Below are 18,205 nucleotides of genomic sequence, written 5' to 3' on the forward strand. Positions count from 1 at the left end.
CCGGCTACGCAGACGTCCCCGCCAAGGGGACCCCTGCTTTACCCTGCCACAACGGACCGACAATTCCGGGCGCTCCGGCGTCGCCTGTGGACAACTCCGCCAGGGAGCCGGGCGGTGGGTCAGCCGGTCAACGGCACGTGCCACGTGATCGTCGTGCCGGTGCGGGGTGACGAGGTGATCTCGCACCCGCCGCCGGCGGCCAGGGCGCGTTCCTCCAGGTGTCGCAGACCCCGTTTGGCGACTCCGCGCGGAATGCCGCAGCCGTCGTCGGTGACTTCCAGGTCCAGTCGATCGGGGGTCCTGCGCAGCGCGATTCCCACGTGCCGGGCGCCTGAGTGCCGCACGACGTTCGACAACGCCTCCCGCAGTGCCGCCCGGGCGTGGTCGGCCAGGTCGGCGGGCACGTCGGCCACATCGCCCTCGGTCCGCACCTCCGGTTCGAAACCCAGCAGCTCGCCGGCGGTCCGGGCCTCCGCCAGCACGGATCGCTTGAGGTCGACGTCGGCGGGTTTGCCGGGGTCGGCGCTGCGCAACGCACGGACGGTCGCACGGACTTCGGCCATGGTCTGGTCGAGCTGGTCGACGGCGTCCGCGAGGCGCTTGGCCTCCCGCCCTTCGAGCTTGAGCCGCCGGTCGAGCAGGTCCAGTTGCACGCCGGTCGCGTACAGGCGCTGGATGATCACGTCGTGCAGGTCGCGCGCGATGCGCTCGCGCTCCTGGTAGACCGCCACCCGCTGGCGCGCCGTCGAACCCTCGGCCAGCACCACCGCCAGACCGGCCTGCGCGGCGAACGCGGCGAGCACTTCGACGGTGTCCGGGCTGAACGGTTGCGCGCCCTTGCGCCGGTACACGGCCAGCGCGCCGATCTTGCGTTCCCTGGTGCCGAAGGGCGCCACCGCGAACGGCCCGTAGCCGCGCAGCGCCTTGGGCACGAACGGCGCCGTGCGCGGGTCGGTGGTGAAGTCGTCGGCGACCACCGGCACACCGGTCCGCGCCGCCCGTGCGGCCGACGAACGGCTGGACAGCACGATCCCGACCGGGTCGTCGTCACCGGAGGACGCCTCGACGGTCAGCGTGCCGTCGTCCGCCGTGACCATGGCCAGCCCGAGGTCCGCCCCGGCGAGTTCGACGGCGCTGCGCACCACGAGCGGCAGCACGGCGTCCGGGTCGTCACCCGCGAGGGCGGCCGAGGTGATCTCGGTCGACGCGGCGAGCACGCGGGCGGGGTCCACGGTGGTCAACGGTAGGCCCTGGTCCGCATCCGCCCCTCGGCGACTTCCAGCACCACGTCGGCGCGGTCGGCTTCCTCCGGTCGGTGGGTGATGTGGATGACGGTCTTGTCGCGGAGGACGTCGTCCAGTCGTGCGAGCAGCGCTTGAGCGGTCGGTTCGTCCAGGTGGGCGGTCGGCTCGTCGAGGAGCACGAGATCGGCGTCGTAGAGCAGCGCGCGGGCCAACGCGACCCGCTGGGCCTCCCCGCCGGACAGCAGCGTGGGGCCGATCATGGTGTCGAGACCGACCCGGACGCCCGCGACGTCGAGTGCCCACAGCAGCCGGTCGTCATCCGCTCGGGGGTCGCCCAGTCGAAGGTTCTCGCGGACCGTGGTCGAGACCAGCATCGGCTCCTGCGGACACCAGGCCACCCGTTCCGGCCGCCACACCAGCCCGCGTTCCGGTTCGAGGAACCCCAGCAGCAACGCGAACAGACTCGACTTACCGGCCCCCGACGGCCCGACCACGGCCACCTTGGCGCCGGCCGGCAGGTCCACGCACACCCGCTCCAGCACGGGCTCCGCACTCCCCGGCCACCGCACCGTCACCCCCTCAAGCCCGACCGCCCCACCGACCGCCACCTGCTCCACCCGCGCCGACGGCTCAACGTGAACAAGCGATTGTTCGACAATCCGTCCGTAGGACTCGCGCAGCGCGGCCCGGTGCTGGGCGGCCGTGGGCAGCGCGCTCAACACCTCGGCCAACGCGAGCGGCACCAAGCCGAGCACGGGCACCAGCAGCGGGTCGACACCACCTGCGAGGCCGATGCAGACCGCCGAGGCCAACCCGGTCGTCAGGTGCACGATCCCGATCGCCGCGCCCGCGCCGAGCGCCTGTCGGCGGGCCAGCCGGGCCAGTTCGGCGTCCTGAACGGCCAACTCGGCGCGCACCTTGCGGTCCGCGCCGAACGCGATCAGGTCCGGCGCGGCGGTGAGCAGCGTCAACACCTGCTCCGACACGTACCGCCGCCCCCTGGCGAGCACCGCCGTGGCACGACGTTCGGTGAGCACCGCGACCACCGGCGCCAACGTCCCACCCACCACCAGCGCCACCGCCAGGGCGAGGCCCGCCATCGGCTGGATGAACGCGAACAACACCACCGCCGCGACCGACACACCCACCGCCACCAGCGGCGGTTGGAGCACTCGCGGGACGAGATCCCGGACCGTGTCGACGTCGTCCACCAGCCTGGTCAACTCGGCCTGCCCCGGCCGGAGGCCGCGCCACAACCGGACCCGCAACGACTCGGCGTACCGGAACGCGGCGTCGTGCGAGACCAACCGCTCCAGGTACCGCAGCACGCCCTTGGCCAGCGCGAACGTCCGCACGCCCACCACCAGCACGGACAGCGTCAGGATCGGCGGCTGCGTCGCCGCCTTGGCGATCAGGTAAGCCGCCACCGCCGTCAACGCCACACCGCTCAACGACGCCGCCGTGCCCAACAGTGCACCCGCCAACACCCGTCCGGTAGGACGCGGTGACCGTGAAGCAGCCGACCGGTCGGCCCGCACCTCGACCTCACGAGCCGCCGTGACATCCGAAGCCTGCCCGCCGACCAGCCGATGAGTAGCAAGCAGCACCGCCGCCCCCGAGGCAGCGGCCTGGTGCACCGCGCTCATCACCTTGGCGGCCGTCGCCGGATCGAGGTGCGCCGTGGGCTCGTCCAGCAACAACACCGTCGCGCCGTCCCGAACCCGCGTCAACGCACGGGCCACCGCGACACGCTGCCGTTCACCGGTCGACAACTCCGCGATCGGCCGCGCCACCAGGTGCTCGGCCGCCACCGACGCCAGCACGTCGTGATCGACCCGACCGGTGGTCAACTCCAACTCGTCAGCCACGGTCCGACCGGCGAACGCGGGCCGCTGCGGCACCCAGGCGATAGCCGACCGATCGACCGAAACGGACCCGCCATCGGCCGCCACAAACCCCAACAACACCCCGAACAGCGTCGACTTACCGGCCCCACTGGGCGAATCCAACCGGTAGACCTCGCCCGGCCGGACCCGAAGACCGACCCCATCCGGCGCAAACCGCCCCCGCCGCTGCACCCGAAGGTCACGGACCTCCACCCCGGCAACCGGCGCGACAGCAGCAACCGAGGTCGTGGTGGAGGGAATCTCCGCGACCCGCCGCACCGCCTCCACACCGTCCTCCGACGCGTGGTGAGCCGCCCCGGCCGCACGCAGCGGCAGGTAGCACTCCGGCGCCAGGATCAACACCACCAGGCCCGTGACCAGCGTCATCTCCCCCGACACCAGCCGCAGCCCGATCCCCACCGCGATCAACGCCACCGACAGCGAAGCCACGATCTCCAACACCAACGCCGACAGGAACGCCACCCGCAACGTCCCCATCGTCGCCCGCCGGTACCGCTCCCCCACCTCACGCACCGCCGACGCCTGAGCCGCCGCACGCCCGAACGCCGTCAACACCGGCAGCGCGCGCACCAGTTCGGCCAACCGCCCCGACAACCGCTCCAGCGCCGACGCCGCCTCGGCCACCCGCGCCGACGTGAACCGACCGATCAGGATCGCGAACACCGGGATCAACGGCAGCGTCACCGCGATCAGCACCGCCGACGTCGGGTCGGCGAAGAAGATCCACACCCCGACCGCCACCGGCACCACGGCCGTCGTCACCAAGGCGGGCAGGTAGCGGGTGAAGTACGCGTCCAGCGCGTCCAACCCCTTGGTGGCCAACACCGCCAGCGACGCCGGCCCGCGCGACACGATCCACGACGGCCCCAGCCCCAACGCCCGGTCCAGCACCGCCGCCCGCAGTTCCTCCTTCGCACCCGCCGCCGCCCGCGCCGCCACCGACTCGGTCACCCAGGCCAGCACGGCCCGCACCACGACCGCGCCCGCCAGCACCCACAACGACCCGCCGGTCACCAGCGCCGACGCCAACGCCACGGCCTGCCACACCAACGCGCCCGCCGTCAGCGCGGCCAGCACCGCGCACAGGGCCAACGCCCGGCGCGCCGAGCGCGAAAGCGCAGGCAGCGCGCCGAGCGGGCCGTTCCCCGGCTTCTTGGCGGAAGGGGCTCCGGGGAAGTTCACGGGACGTGCACCTCCGGGATGTGCTTGACACCGATCCGCTTGCGGAACACCCAGTAGGTCCACCCCTGGTAGACGAGCACCGCGGGCGTGCCGAACGCCGCCACCCAGGTGATCACGGTCAACGTGTACGGACTCGACGCGGCGCCGGCCACCGTCAACGACCACGCCGGGTCCAAAGTGGACGGCAGCACGTCCGGGTACAGCGCGCCGAACAACGCCGCCACCGTCGCGGCCACCACCACGCCCATCAACGCGAACGCCTGCCCCTCACGCCGCAGCAGCAACCGCCCGTAGGCACCGAGCGCGGCCATCGCCACCACGATCGACGCACCCCACGTCCACACCGACCCGAACCGCAGTTGCACGATCAGCAGCAGCACCAGCAACGGCAGCAACGCGAACGGCGCGATCTTCAACGCCAGCGCACGGGCCCGTTCCCGCACCTCACCCTCGGTCTTGAGGGACAGGAACACCGCGCCGTGCACCAACGCGTACCCGGCCACCGCCACCGCACCGAGCAGCGTCTCCAACCGGATCGCCGCGAACGGCGACCCGACGCGGTCACCGGCGGCGTCCAGCGGCATCCCGAACACGGTGGCCGACAGCAGCAGCCCGACCCCGAGCGCGGCCGTCCACGACCCGGCGACGATCACCACGTCCCACACCCGCCGCCACCGCGCCGAGTTCACCTTGCCCCGGTACTCGAACGCCACCCCGCGTCCGATCAGGGCCAGCAGGAACAACGTCACCGGCAGGTAGACCGAGCTGAGCAGCGCGGCGTACCAGGCCGGGAACGCGGCGAACGTGGCGCCGACCGCGACCAGCAGCCACACCTCGTTGCCGTCCCACACCGGCCCGATGGTGTTGATCAGCACCCGCCGTTCGGTCTCCGACCGCCCGAGCACGGGCAGCAGCATGCCGACGCCGAAGTCGAACCCCTCCAGGAACAGGTAGCCCAGCCACAGCAGGGCGATCACGCAGAACCAGAACGTCTCCACGGCTCCCCCTCTCAGTAAGCGAACGTCAGGACGTCGTCGGACTTGGTGCCGTCATCGGGCTTGTCGTCATCAGGTTCGGGACCCGGCAGTACGCCCGCGACCCCCGCGCGGACGTACCGCCGGATCAGGAACACCTCGACGCAGGCCAGCACCCCGTAGACCAGCGTCAAGGCGATGAGCGACGTCAACACCTCCCCCGGTGTCGACGACGACACAGCACGCGCGGTGAACATCCACACCCCGTCCACCCCGCTCGGGTTCGGCACCACCACGAACGGCTGCCGCCCCATCTCGGTGAAGATCCAGCCGAAGCTGTTGGCCAGGAACGGCGTCGCGATGCTGCCCAGCGCCAGCCACGCGAACCACCGCCCGCGCGGCACCCTGCCGCCCCTGGTCAGCCACAGCATCAGCAGCCCCGCGCCGACCGCGATGGCACCGAACCCGATCATCAGCCGGAAGCCCCAGTACGTCACGGGCAGGTTGGGCACGTAGTCGATCGGCTTGCCCGACAGCTCGCCCAGCTTGGGGTCCACCGGGTAGTTGGCGCCGTACTTCTCCTGGTACATCGGCACCAGGTCCTCGATGCCCTTGACCTCGGTGGTGAAGTCGTTGTGCGCCAGGAACGACAGCAGCGCGGGCACCGTGACGCTCTTGACGTTCTCGCAGTCCGGCCGCGACACGTCGCCGAGCGCGAACACCGAGAACGAGGCGGGCGACTCGGTGTGGCACAACGCCTCGGCCGCCGCCATCTTCATCGGCTGCTGCTCGAACATCAGCTTGCCCTGCACGTCACCGGTGATCGCGAGCCCGGTGAACGCGACAACACCCACCCACGTGCCGAACTTGACCGACGCGCGCCACACCGGCCCGTCGTCGCTGCGCCGCCACAGGTGCCACGCCGCGACACCCACCAGGAACGTCCCGGCGACGGCGAACGCGCCGAAGATCGTGTGCGGGAACGCGGCCAGCACGGTGTTGTTGCCCAGCACGGCCCAGATCGACGTGAGCCGGGCCCGCCCGTCCACCAACTCGACGCCGACGGGGTGCTGCATCCACGAGTTCGCGGCCAGGATGAAGTACGCCGAGGCGATCGTGGCCAGCGAGAACGCCCACACGCACGCCAGGTGCACCTTCTTCGGCAGCCGGTCCCAGCCGAAGATCCACAGGCCGAGGAACGTCGACTCGACGAAGAACGCGACCAGGCCCTCCATCGCCAGCGGCGCGCCGAACACGTCGCCGACGAACCGCGAGTAGGCGCTCCAGGTCATGCCGAACTGGAACTCCTGCACGATGCCGGTGACCACGCCCATGGCGAAGTTGATCAGCAGCAGCTTGCCCCAGAACTTGGTCATCGCCAGGTACTTGCGATCACCCGTGCGCACCCACGCGGTCTGCATCCCCGCCACCAGCAGGGAGAGCCCGATGGTCAGCGGCACCATCAGGAAGTGGTAGACGGTGGTGATGCCGAACTGCCACCGCGCCAGGTCTAGGACGTCCACGTGATCGAACGTAGACCCGGCGAGGGGTCGCGATCAGGTACGAGGGTCCCCCGTGGGCCGGGACCAAGGTCCCGGTGTGCACCGTCACGTCCTGGTCGAACGCCTGCGCGAGGTACGATGTGAACGCCAGAGGGGAGTAGTTCCCCCGGGTCACCACGACCGGGGCGAGAGGATCGACATACTGATCCGCCTAGCGCCTTAGCGCGGATCCGGTCCCTCACCCGCTGTTCACGAGCGGGCGAACGAGACCTCCGGCCGGGCAGTGCACCACGCCCGGTCGGGGTCGTGCTGCCTCCGTCCGGGTTCGTATCGGACGTCGGAGGTTCCCATGGCACCCGAACTCGTCGCCCTCGCGACGGCTTTCGCGATCATCTTCCTGGCCGAGCTGCCGGACAAGACCATGGTCGCCACCCTGGTCCTCACCACCCGGTACCGACCGTGGCCGGTCTTCGCGGGCGTCACGGCGGCGTTCGCGATCCAGTGCGTGATGGCCGCGACCTTCGGCGGAGTGCTCACGCTGCTACCCGATCGGGTGGTCACAGGCGTCGTGGCGGTGCTCTTCGGCGTGGGCGCGTTCCTGCTGCTGAAGGAAGGTTTCTCCAAGGACGACAACGAGGCGGACGCCACTCGCGGTGGCCCCGGACAGGTGACGTTCTGGCGAGCCGCGCTCACGTCGTTCGGCGTGCTGTTCGCCGCCGAGTGGGGCGACGCCTCCCAACTCGCCACCGCCGCCCTCTCCGCCCGCTACGGCACCCCGGTGTTCGTCGGCCTGGGCGCGTTCCTGGCCCTGGCCACCGTCGCCGCCATCGCGGTCCTGGTAGGCCGCAAGATCGCCACCCGCATCCCGACCCACCTGATCCAACGGGTGAGCGGCTTCATCTTCACCGCGTTCGCCCTGGTCGCGGCTTGGCAGACGGTCTCAAGCTGATGCGCGGCATCCCGGTGTTCCACCGCGACTTCGACGAGCGTGACGTGGAGATCGCCCAACGCACCTACCGGGGCCGCCGGATCGTCCTCGACGAAGACGGCGGCCTCGAAGTCCACCCCGGAGAAAGTCCACCCTGGACGAAGTCCGCCCTGGACGAAGTCCGCCCGCCGAACCTCAGCGCAACGCGTCAGCGACCTCCTGAGCCGCCCGCACCACCTGCGGCCCCACTACGTCGCCGTCCAGCCGTTCCAAGGCCACCACGCCCACACTGGCCCGTAATCCGGGCACTCCGCGCACCGGCGCCGCCACACCGAACGCCCCCGGCTGCAGCTCGCCCGTCGAGTGCACCCACTGGCGTCCTTCCGGCGACAGCCCGATGGCCTTGCCCGCCGCACCCCGGTGCACGGGGTGGCGCGACCCGACCCGGTACGCCACGTGGTACGCCGTCCACGACGGCTCGACCACCGCCACCGCCTGCGCCTCGCTGCCGTCGGCCACGGTCAGGTGCGCGGTCGCGCCCACGGTCTCCGCCAACGTCCGCAGCGCGGGCTGCGCGGCCAGCCGGAGCTGCGGCAGCACGTTCGACGCCAGCCGCAGCACCCCCAGCCCGAGCCGCACCTTCGACCCCTCGCGCCGCACCAGCCCGCGCGACTGCAACGGCACCAGCAGCCGGTACACCGCCGCCCGCGAAGCGCCGATGGCCGCCGCCAGCTCGCTGATCGACGGCGCCTCGGACTCGGCGTCGGCCACCGCCTGGAGCAGGGCCAGGCCCCGCTCCAGGGTCAGCGAGCTCTCCTTCGAAGCGGGTGCCGGCAACCGGCCGCGGGGATCAGGTCTGACCAACGCCCAACCTCTCGTCGGCGGGCGCGATCGTGCCGACCACCTCGGCCAGACCGACGACCGAACCGCCCTCACCCGGGGCCGTCGCGGTGATCCGCACCGTGTCGCCGTCCTCCAGGAACGTCCGCTCGCCGCCGCCGAGCGCCACCGGCTCCTTCCCGCCCCAGCTCAGCTCCAGGAAGGAGCCGCGCTCGTCGCGGGCCGGGCCGGACACGGTGCCCGACGCGATCAAGTCGCCCGGCCGAACGGTAGCGCCGTTCACCGACAGGTGCGCGAGCTGTTGCGCGAACGTCCACGACATCTCGCGGAACGGCGGCCGGGACACCACCGTGCCGTTCCACTCGACCTCGATGTCGATGTCCAGACCCCACGACCGTTCCTCGACCAGGTACGGCAGCACGTCGTTGCCCAACGGCGGCGGCGAGACGCGGGCCACCGCGAACGCCTCCAGCGGCGTGATCCACGCCGAGATCGACGTGCCGAACGACTTGCCCAGGAACGGCCCGAGCGGCTGGTACTCCCAGGCCTGGATGTCCCGCGCGGACCAGTCGTTGACCAGCGCCACGCCGAACACGTGGTCGGCCGCCTGCGACGGGGTCAGCCGCGACGCGACCGGCCCGCCGCACACGAACCCGACCTCGGCCTCGATGTCCAGCCGCCCGGTGGGCCCGAAGACCGGACCGGACGACGACCGCCGCTGTCCGTGCGGCCGCACGATCGGCGTGCCGGAGACGACGACCGTCCCCGCCCGGCCGTGGTAGCCGATGGGCATGTGCGTCCAGTTCGGCACCAGCGCCTCGCCGTCGGGCCGGAAGATCCGGCCGACGTTCTCCGCGTGGTGCCGCGACGAGTAGAAGTCCACGTAGTCGGCCACGGTGAACGGCAGCACGGCTCCGTCCAACGCCACCAGCTCCGCACCGCGGGGCGCGGACGCGGACGAGACGATCTCGACCAGCCGCGCCCGCAGTTCGCTCCACACGGGCCGTCCGGCTGCCAGCAGGGCGTCCAGGGACCCCGTGGCCACCAGGGGCGCCAACCGTTCGCCCAGGGCCAGCCCGCGCAGCAGCAGGGCCTGGTTGCCCACCCGCACCGCGACACCGCCGGGCAGCACGCCGTAGGGCAGCGTCTGCGGCCCGAACGGCGCGTCGGCGGTGAACGCTGGGTCGTCGATCCAGCTCACAGCAGACCCAGCTCCTCCAGGTCGTTGATCGGCTCGTCCAGCGAGCACGACCCGTAGGAGGCGAACACACCGCGGACGGCGTGCGCGGCCTGGTCGGACAACCCGTTGGCCTCCTCGCCGAGCGCGACCGCATCCGTGCTGGCCAGCGCTTCGCGCACGTCACCACCGGACAGGGACCGCGCGGTGGCGACGAGCAGGTTGAGGAACCCGTGGTGGGTGAACCCGGTTTCGCTGTCGGTGTGCCGGACGGCGTGGTGCAGGCCGGCCGTCGCCTTGAAGGCCACGCCGCCGCCGCTCACCACCGCCAGGAAGTCGGCCACCTCGTCGACGCTGGGGAAGTTCTCCTTGCTGACCCCGCCACACCTCAGCTTGGGCCAGCTGCCGTGCTCGATGACGCGGCGCACGCCGTCCAGCCACTCGGCACCGCCCCGCCGCGGCTCGACGACCCTGATGACGTCCTCGGGCACGAACTCCGAGACGCGTTCGAGCCACACCTCGTCCACGTCGGACGGGGCCGGCATCTCGACCATCCGCAGCGCCAACAGCTCACTGCGGGATTCGACGATCGACACGGCCTTGGGCACACCTCCCAGACCCGTGTCGATGACCAGCGACAGGGCGATCGGCTTCACCGGTTTGACCTTGATCAACTCGGTGATGAGCTCGGCCAGTCGCGACGCGGGGCACAGGAACAACCCCACGGCACCCGCCCATTCCCCGGCACGTGCGTCGAGGTGGCCGCGGATCGCGTCGGGCATTGATGCGTTGCCCGGCGGGAACAGTGCGGCGTCGTCGACAAGCCGCGCGAGCAGGGGCGGAGTGCCGCGTGGACCGGGCGCACGGAGTTCGAAGGCGCTTGACACGGCTGACACGCTAGTGGCGACCGGTCAATGAACAAAGATGTCCGACTATCGAACGCCCGGAGTGAACCATGGCGTACTACCGCCAGGTGGGTGAGATACCCCGAAAGCGCCACACGCAGTTCCGCACACCGGACGGCGGGCTGTACGCGGAAGAGCTCATGGGGGTGGAGGGCTTTTCGGCCGATTCGGCACTGCTCTACCACCGCCACCTGCCCACCGCGATCGTCGACGCGGTCACCGTCGAGGAGGCGCGCGGCACTCTTCAGCCGAACCTCCCGCTCAAGCCGAGGCACTTCAAGACACCGGCTCTGACCTGGGACGACGACGTTGACGCGGTCACCGGGCGCCGCACGCTGTTCGGCAACTCCGACGTGGTCATCGGGTTCGTGACCGCCACCGCGCCCAGCCCGCTGTACCGCAACGCGGCCGGCGACGAGCTGCTGTACGTGCAGTCCGGCGAGGGGGTCGTGGAGACCATTTACGGCGCGCTGCCGGTCGCCGAGGGCGACTACGTGGTGCTGCCGACGTCGTGCACCTACCGCGTGGTGCCGGGTGAGCCGATGAACATCCTGGTGCTCGAAGCCACCGGTCACATCGGGCCGCCGAAGCGGTACCTGTCGGCCAAGGGCCAGTTCCTGGAGCACTCCCCGTACTGCGAGCGGGACATCCGCGGGCCGCTGGAGCCGTTGCTGCTCGACGGCGAGGACGTGGAGGTGCTCGTGCGGCACCGGGCCGGCCTCACCCGGTTCACTTACGCCAACCACCCGTTCGACGTAGTCGGCTGGGATGGCTGCCTGTACCCCTGGGTGTTCAACATCCGCGACTTCGAGCCGATCACGGGCCGCGTGCACCAGCCGCCGCCGGTGCACCAGACGTTCGAGGGGCCGAACTTCGTGGTGTGCTCGTTCGTGCCCCGCAAGGTCGACTACCACCCGTTGTCCATCCCGGTGCCCTACAACCACGCCAACGTGGACTCCGACGAGCTGATGTTCTACGTCGGCGGCGACTACGAGGCGCGCAAGGGCTCGGGCATCGGCCTCGGCTCGCTGTCGCTGCACCCGGCGGGCTGCACCCACGGACCGCAGCCGGGGGCGGTCGAGGCGTCGCTGGGCGTGGACTACTTCGACGAGACCGCGGTCATGGTGGACACCTTCCGGCCGCTCGACCTGGGCGAGGCGGCGCTGGCGTCCGAGGACCCGAAGTACGCCTGGTCCTGGGCCCGTCGCGGCCCTGACCTGGCTTGATCCACTTTTTGTCGGTGCCGGCCTCTAACGTCTGCCGACATGGACGCACAAGCGGTTCTGGAGCAGGCCCCGGACGGCCAGGTGGCGAGCAGCGCCACCCGGCTGGCGGGGTCCTCCGGCTGGCAGGGGACGGGTCGCAGCGACACCGCCCTGTGGGGCCTGTGCAAGGGCAGCGGCAAGAACCCGTACCAGGTGTGCGTCGACCTGGGCGACCGCGCGACGAAGTGCTCCTGCCCGTCCCGCAAGTTCCCGTGCAAGCACGGGTTGGCGTTGCAGCTGCGCGACGCGCGTGAACCGCTGCCGGTCGCTCCGACACCCGATTGGGTCGAGGAGTGGCTGTCCCGCCGCAACCGCACCGCCCCCGCCACCGCCGCGGACGACTCGCCGGAGGCGGTGGAGCGGCGCGCCAAGGCCAAGGAGAAGACGGCCCTGGCCAGGCAGAACGCCGTGCGGGCCGGGGTGGCGGGGCTGACCGACTGGCTGGCCGACGTGGCGGGCGCGGGTATCGCGGGGTTGCCCGCGCGCGACGCGGCGTGGTGGCACTCGATCCAGGCCCGGATGGTCGACGCGCAGGCCAAGGGGCTGGCGTCGGCGGTGGACGAGATCCGCGGCATCGTGGCCGGTGGCGGGCCGCACTGGGCGCACGACGCGGCGGACCGGCTGGGCGGGTTGCACCTGCTGGCGCGGCTGGCGGAGTCGCCCGACGCGGTGGTGCGGCGGCGGTTGGGGTTCTCCGTGGCGGAGGAGGAGGTGCGCGGCGGTCCGGGCTGGTCGGACCACTGGGTGCCGCTGCTGCGGCTGGAATCCGACGACGGTCTGGTGCGGACCGTGCGGCAGTGGGCGTGGGGGCGCTCGCACGGGTGGGTGGTGGCGATGCGGCACGCGGCGGGCGGCGCGCGTCCCGTGCCGCCGTTGACGCACGGGGTGCAGGTGCAGGGGGTGTTGCACCCGTACCCGGGCGTGCCGCCGCACCGGGTGGCGGTGGGTGAGCTGCTGGCGGAGCGGCCGGCGGAGCCGGTGCCCGCGCCGGAGTCGTGGCGTGCGGCGTTGGCGGGGTTGGAGGAGCCCTTGACGGCCGATCCGTGGCAGCGCCTGCACCCGTTGGGGTGTGCGTCGGTGCGGATCACCGAGGACACCGGGCAGTTGGTCGACGCGACGGGCCGCGGGGTGCGGGTCCGGGCGGATTTGGCGCTGGACCAGGCGTTGGCGCTGACCGGCGGTGGGGCGTTCGACGCGTGGGGGCTGTGGAACGGCCGTGAGCTGCGCCTGGGCGCGGTGGCCGAGCCCGGCCGGGCACCGGAGGTGGTGGGATGATCATGCAGCGGACAAGCCCGCGGCCCGGGCACCGGCTCCCGACACACGATCTGCCCGCCGAGACCCGCGACGCCGGCGCCACCCCGCACGCGCGTGACGCCCGTGCCGACGCCGACACCCGCGAGGCCGGCGCAGCCATAGCTCCGGAGGGCCTGCGATGACCCTGCACAGCGAGTGGGACGAGGCCGTGCAGGCGGCGCTGGTGGGCGCGCACCGGGCGGGCACCACGCCGACCGCCCTGCTGGACCGCGTCGCCGCCCTGGGTGTCGCCGCGCACGGCGCGCCGCTCCCGCCGACCGTCGACACGCCGCTGCTGGCCGCCGCTCCCGAGTCCGAGGACGTGCGGGCCCACCCGATGGCCAGGTCCGTGCTGGCCCAGATCCTGGCCTTGGACGACCAGATCCTGCTCACGGAGTGGTGCGGCATGGCCAAGGCCGCGCACGTCGTCGCCGACCACCGCGAGCTGCCCGCCCTGCTGGGCCTGGGCACCGCGCACCCCGGCCTGCGCCCGGCCGTCACCGCCGTCCTCGGCGCCCGCGGCCGGTGGCTGGCGAGCATCCGGCCCGCCTGGTCCTGGGCCGCGACCGGCGCCGTGACCGAAGAGGTCGACCTCGACGAGGCCCTCGACCTGCCCGGCACGTCCCGCCTCGCCGCGCTGCGCCGCGCCCGCAACCACGATCCGGCGAAAACCCGCGAGTTCCTGGCCGCCCAGTTCGAGGTCCAGCGCCGGGCGACCGACCGCCAAGTGCTGGTCAGCGCCCTGGAAGCGAACCTCGGCCCGGACGACGAACCGCTCCTCGAACGCGCCCTCGACGACCGCGCGATCGGCGTCCACGACGAGGCTTTGCGCCTGCTGCGCACCCTTGCGGGGTCGGGCCTGGCCGAACGAGCCGCCGAACGCCTGCACCGCGGCCTGTGGCTCACCGCCGACGGGTTCGACGTGGACGGCGACGAGCTGTGGGCCGAACCCTCGCCTTCACCGGATGAGGCTCGTGACCTGCTGAAAGATGGTTCGGAGGCTGGTGTCGCGGGCCGGATTCGGGGCGCGGCGGCGAGCGTGCCGCCACAGCACTGGACCAGCCGCCTCGACACCGACGACGAAGGCGCCGCCGCCGAACTCGCCCGCGGCCCGTGGGCGAGCGCGCTGCTGCGCGGCGTGGCGCAGAACCTCAAGCTCGCCGACGACGCCCGGCCGTGGGCGGTCGCGGCGACCCGTTCGCTGACGGGCATGGAGCAGCTGGAGATGCTGGGCGGGCTGCCCGCCGAGCTGGCCGCGCGCACCGTGGTCGAGGTGTCCCGGCAGTGGAACTACGACCTGCTCGACCACGCCTGCTCGCAGCTGCCGGGGCCGTGGAGCGCGCAGGCCACCGCCGACCTGCTCGACCGCTACGCCGTGATGCGCGATCCGAGGTGGCGCGCCGGGCGGCCGCCAGCGGTGCTGCTGGCCAGGGGCGACGCGGAAGTGCTCGGCGCGAACTGGGCCCGCATCACCGAGCGCTGGCCCGAGCACACCGTCGAACTCGACGTCCTGCGCCTGCGCATGCAGCTGCGCGAGGCGTTCAACCGCGAGGCGTCCGACCGCGAGGCGTCCGACCAACAGGCGTTCAACCGACCGGAGGAAAGCCAGTGACCACCGAATCCGTGCTGCGGCCCGCCGCGGAACAGCAGTACGCCGCGGAACTCGCGGCCCTGGCGGCGGCGGACGACCGACCGCGACCGCCGCGGTGGCGGATGTCGCCGCAGGCGGTGGTCACCTACGTGCTCGGCGGCAGGCTCGCCGACGGCACGGTGATCACCCCGAAGTACGTCGGCGACCGGCGGCTGGTCGAAGTCGCCGTCGGCACGCTCGTCACCGACCGGGCGTTGCTGCTGGTCGGCGTGCCGGGCACGGCCAAGTCGTGGCTGTCGGAGCACATCGCGGCGGCGGTGAGCGGCAACTCGATGCTGACCGTCCAGGGCACCGCGGGCACGGGTGAGGACCAGGTCCGCTACGGCTGGAACTACGCCCGGCTGATCGCCGAGGGTCCGTCCGAGGCGGCGTTGGTGGCCAGCCCGGTGATGACGGCGATGCGCACCGGTGCGGTGGCGCGCATCGAGGAGCTGACCCGGATGCCCGCCGAGGTGCAGGACTCGTTCATCACGATCCTGTCCGAGAAGACGCTGCCGGTGCCGGAGCTGGGCATCCAGGTGCAGGCCGTGCCCGGTTTCACGGTGATCGCGACGGCGAACGACCGCGACCGGGGCGTGAACCAGATGTCGTCCGCGCTGGCCCGCCGCTTCAACACGGTCGTGCTGCCGCCGCCCGCGACCGAGGACGCCGAGGTGGAGATCGTCCTGGCTCGCGCGGCGCAGCTGGGTCGTGCGTTGCAACTGCCCGCCGAGCCGCCGGCGTTGGCGGAGGTGCGCCGGGTGGTGCGGATCTTCCGCGAGCTGCGCAACGGGTCCACTGTGGACGGCCGCACGCAGTTGAAGAAGCCGAGCGGCAGCCTGTCCACGGCCGAGGCGATCTCGGTGGTGACCAGCGGCATGGCGTTGGCCGGGCACTTCGGCGACGGCACGATCACCGCCGACGAGCTGGCGTCCGGCCTGCTCGGCGCGGTGGTGAAGGACCGGGTGTCGGACACGGCGGCGTGGCGGGAGTACCTGGAAGCGGTGGTCAAGGAGCGGGCCGAGTGGCGCGACCTGTACCGGGCGTGCCAGGACGCGGTGGGCTGATGACGCGCGAACAGCCCTTGCCCGAGCGGGTGACGCTGCTCGGCATCCGGCACCACGGTCCCGGCTCGGCGCGCATGGTCGCGGCGGCGCTGGCGGCCGTGCGGCCGGAGGTGGTGCTGATCGAAGGGCCGCCGGAGGGTGACGCGCTGCTGCCGCACGTGCCGAACCTGACCCCGCCGGTGGCGTTGTTGCTGCACGACGAGGCGGAGCCGTCGCGGGCCGCGTTCTGGCCGTTCGCCGAGTTCTCGCCGGAGTGGCGGGCGATGAAGTGGGCCCACGCCAACGGTGTGCCGGTGCGGTTCTTCGACCTGCCCGCCGCCGCGTCCCTGGGCGCCTCACCCGAGGACACACCCGCGGACTCACCTGACGACAAACCTCGTGCCGCCCTCGACCCACTGGGCACGCTCGCCGAGGCGGCCGGGTTCGACGACCCGGAACGCTGGTGGGAGGACGTGGTCGAGCACCACACCGACCCGGAGGACCTGGCCGAGGCGGTCGCGGAGGCGATGGGCGCGTTGCGCGAGGAGTTCGCCGACCAGGTGGACGCCCGGACGCTGCTGCGGGAGGCCGCGATGCGGCAGAACGTGCGGCAGGCGTTGAAGGACGTCGAGGGCCCGATCGCGGTGGTGGCCGGCGCGTGGCACGTGCCCGCGCTGCGCACCCTGCCGCCCGCGTCGGTCGATGCCGCCGCCCTGAAAGGCCTGCCGCGCAAGAAGGTTTCCGGCACGTGGGTGCCGTGGAGCCACGGTCGGCTGGCGTCGTCGTCCGGCTACGGCGCGGGCGTCGACTCGCCGGGCTGGTACGCGCACCTGTGGGAGTGCGCGGAACGCGGCGACGCCGTACCGCGCTGGTTCGCGAAGGCGTGCGGGGTGCTGCGCGCGGAGGACCTGCCCGCGTCCACGGCGAGCGCGGTGGAGGCGGTGCGGCTGGCGGACACGCTGGCGGCGATGCGCGGCCGACCGTCACCGGGCTTGTCGGAGGTGATGGAGGCGTCGCTGGCGGTGTTGTGCGGCGGCGACACGACCCCGCTGCGGCTCGTGCACGAGCAGTTGGTGGTCGGCGAGCGGTTGGGCGAGGTCGGCGACGACGTGCCGACGTCACCGCTGGCCGCGGACCTGGCGCGGTTGCGCAAACGACTGCGGTTGCCCGCGAGCGCGTCGATCAAGCCGATACGCCTGGACCTGCGCAAGGACACCGATCGCGAGCGGTCGAAGCTGCTGCGGCGCCTGGAGGTGCTGGACGTGCCTTGGGGCACGCCCGACACGACCCGCACGCTGGGCACGTTCGCCGAGGCCTGGCAGCTGCACTGGAAACCGGAGTTCGAGGTCGCCCTGGCCGTAGCCGCCCGGCACGGCACCACGGTCGAAGCCGCGGCCCAAACGGTCCTGGTCACCCGTGCCGCCGAGGCCACCCGAGTAGTCAACGCCGCCGAGGCCCTGAGCCAATCCGTCGGCTGCGAAATCCCAGAGGCGGTAGCCGCGGCACGCCAAGCGCTGGACCGCTGCGCGGCCGCCGCGACAGACGCCCTGGAACTACTGGCAGCCCTCCCCGACCTGGCAACCACCGTCCGTTACGGCTCAGTGCGCGGCACCGACCCGGAGCTCCTGCGCGTGGCACTGCACGGCCTTCTGGCACGCGGTGCCGTCGGCTTGCCACTCGCGTGCCGAGGCGTCGACGAGGACACCGCCGAACGCGCGGTCAAGGCAGTGGAGGGCGCCGACGACGCAGTCCGCCTGGCCGCCGACGACGAACACCGCGACACCTGGCAACGCGCCCTGAAATCGCTGGTGGCGATGCCCGACGCACACGGCCTGCCAACCGGCCGCGCAACCCGACTCCTGTGGGAAACCGGCGCCCTGGACTCCACCGAAGTAGCCGCCCGCCTGCACCGCGCGGTATCGCTGGCAGCCGGCGCGACCGCGTTCGTAGCCGGCTTCCTACGCGGATCAGCAGCCCTGCTCACCGCGGACCCACGCCTGTTCAGCGTCGTGGACGAATGGCTGACCGGCCTCTCCGGCCCGGATTTCGCCGCCGCCCTCCCCCTCCTGCGACGCGCAGTGGGCGATTTCAGCCCGGCCGAGCGCCGAATGCTCGGCGACCGGGTCAAGGGCACGGCAGGCGGCACGGCGGCTTCGAGCGACTGGGACGAGGACTTGGCAGCACGCCTGGCCGGCCACGTGCGCGCCCTCCTCGGAGCCGCCACATGACGCGGCCCGACCGCCCGACGGCGGGCGAACCCAAGCCCAGCGCCGGGCCACTGACCTGCGATTTTACCGCGACGAACGGCGAGT

The 18,205-nt window shown here is 72.3% G+C and carries 13 protein-coding genes; 6 read left to right on the forward strand and 7 right to left on the reverse strand.

What is annotated here, in order from left to right; all coding sequences use genetic code 11:
* Positions 1-119: 119 nt before the first annotated feature.
* The 4 genes from ALI22I_RS38470 to ALI22I_RS38485 are packed head-to-tail and all read right to left on the reverse strand — an operon-like array spanning position 120 to position 6,830.
* Complete coding sequence (locus ALI22I_RS38470) at positions 120-1,241, reverse strand: GAF domain-containing sensor histidine kinase (RefSeq protein WP_077010508.1); 1,122 nt, start codon at positions 1,239-1,241, stop codon at positions 120-122.
* On the reverse strand, positions 1,238-4,333 hold the full coding sequence (gene cydD, locus ALI22I_RS38475) for a thiol reductant ABC exporter subunit CydD (RefSeq protein WP_077010509.1): 3,096 nt from the start codon (positions 4,331-4,333) through the stop codon (positions 1,238-1,240). The genes ALI22I_RS38470 and cydD overlap by 4 nt, the downstream gene beginning before the upstream one ends.
* Positions 4,330-5,331, reverse strand: a complete 1,002-nt coding sequence (cydB, locus tag ALI22I_RS38480) for a cytochrome d ubiquinol oxidase subunit II (RefSeq protein ID WP_077010510.1) — start codon at positions 5,329-5,331, stop codon at positions 4,330-4,332. Before cydB ends, cydD begins: the two co-directional genes overlap by 4 nt.
* A gap of 11 nt (positions 5,332-5,342) precedes the next feature.
* On the reverse strand, positions 5,343-6,830 hold the full coding sequence (locus ALI22I_RS38485; protein ID WP_077010511.1) for a cytochrome ubiquinol oxidase subunit I: 1,488 nt from the start codon (positions 6,828-6,830) through the stop codon (positions 5,343-5,345).
* 328 nt (positions 6,831-7,158) lie between these two features.
* On the opposite strand from ALI22I_RS38485, the gene ALI22I_RS38490 reads away from it, so the two are divergent.
* Positions 7,159-7,758 carry a TMEM165/GDT1 family protein gene (locus ALI22I_RS38490; protein WP_077010512.1) on the forward strand — a complete coding sequence of 200 codons (600 nt, stop codon included), beginning with the start codon at positions 7,159-7,161 and terminating at the stop codon, positions 7,756-7,758.
* Positions 7,759-7,932: 174 nt separating this feature from the next.
* On the opposite strand, the gene ALI22I_RS38495 is transcribed toward ALI22I_RS38490, so the two are convergent.
* Genes ALI22I_RS38495 through ALI22I_RS38505 form a run of 3 tightly spaced genes read right to left on the reverse strand, consistent with a single transcriptional unit; the run spans position 7,933 to position 10,641 of the window.
* Positions 7,933-8,601 (reverse strand): IclR family transcriptional regulator, encoded by a 669-nt coding sequence (locus tag ALI22I_RS38495; RefSeq protein ID WP_077010513.1) that lies wholly within the window; start codon positions 8,599-8,601, stop codon positions 7,933-7,935.
* The gene (locus ALI22I_RS38500; protein WP_077010514.1) at positions 8,588-9,778 is read right to left on the reverse strand and encodes a fumarylacetoacetate hydrolase family protein; all 1,191 of its coding nucleotides are present in this window, start codon (positions 9,776-9,778) and stop codon (positions 8,588-8,590) included. The genes ALI22I_RS38495 and ALI22I_RS38500 overlap by 14 nt, the downstream gene beginning before the upstream one ends.
* Positions 9,775-10,641 carry a hypothetical protein gene (locus ALI22I_RS38505; protein WP_274523033.1) on the reverse strand — a complete coding sequence of 289 codons (867 nt, stop codon included), beginning with the start codon at positions 10,639-10,641 and terminating at the stop codon, positions 9,775-9,777. The genes ALI22I_RS38500 and ALI22I_RS38505 overlap by 4 nt, the downstream gene beginning before the upstream one ends.
* A gap of 68 nt (positions 10,642-10,709) precedes the next feature.
* Here ALI22I_RS38505 and ALI22I_RS38510 point away from each other — a divergent pair, with 68 nt between their 5' ends.
* From ALI22I_RS38510 to ALI22I_RS38530, 5 genes are all read left to right on the forward strand, one after another.
* Entirely contained in the window at positions 10,710-11,885 is a 1,176-nt protein-coding gene (locus tag ALI22I_RS38510) for a homogentisate 1,2-dioxygenase (protein ID WP_077010516.1), read from the forward strand.
* Positions 11,886-11,924: 39 nt separating this feature from the next.
* A complete protein-coding gene (locus tag ALI22I_RS38515) occupies positions 11,925-13,199 on the forward strand; it encodes an SWIM zinc finger family protein (RefSeq protein WP_077010517.1) in 1,275 nt (424 codons plus the stop codon).
* Positions 13,200-13,356: 157 nt separating this feature from the next.
* Positions 13,357-14,829, forward strand: coding sequence for a DUF5691 domain-containing protein (locus tag ALI22I_RS38520; RefSeq protein WP_077010518.1), 1,473 nt, complete (start codon positions 13,357-13,359; stop codon positions 14,827-14,829).
* Entirely contained in the window at positions 14,826-15,914 is a 1,089-nt protein-coding gene (locus ALI22I_RS38525) for an ATP-binding protein (protein ID WP_077010519.1), read from the forward strand. The genes ALI22I_RS38520 and ALI22I_RS38525 overlap by 4 nt, the downstream gene beginning before the upstream one ends.
* Complete coding sequence (locus tag ALI22I_RS38530) at positions 15,914-18,121, forward strand: DUF5682 family protein (RefSeq protein WP_077010520.1); 2,208 nt, start codon at positions 15,914-15,916, stop codon at positions 18,119-18,121. Before ALI22I_RS38525 ends, ALI22I_RS38530 begins: the two co-directional genes overlap by 1 nt.
* Positions 18,122-18,205 lie beyond the last annotated feature (84 nt).

Origin of the sequence: Saccharothrix sp. ALI-22-I (assembly GCF_001984175.1) — a bacterium.
Taxonomy (GTDB): domain Bacteria; phylum Actinomycetota; class Actinomycetes; order Mycobacteriales; family Pseudonocardiaceae; genus Actinosynnema.

Coding starts and splice junctions, on each gene's coding strand:
- ALI22I_RS38515 (WP_077010517.1), top strand. CDS start 11,925: ATGGACGCACAAGCGGTTCTGGAGCAGGCCCCGGACGGCCAGGTGGCG.
- ALI22I_RS38510 (WP_077010516.1), top strand. CDS start 10,710: ATGGCGTACTACCGCCAGGTGGGTGAGATACCCCGAAAGCGCCACACG.
- ALI22I_RS38490 (WP_077010512.1), top strand. CDS start 7,159: ATGGCACCCGAACTCGTCGCCCTCGCGACGGCTTTCGCGATCATCTTC.
- ALI22I_RS38520 (WP_077010518.1), top strand. CDS start 13,357: ATGACCCTGCACAGCGAGTGGGACGAGGCCGTGCAGGCGGCGCTGGTG.
- ALI22I_RS38530 (WP_077010520.1), top strand. CDS start 15,914: ATGACGCGCGAACAGCCCTTGCCCGAGCGGGTGACGCTGCTCGGCATC.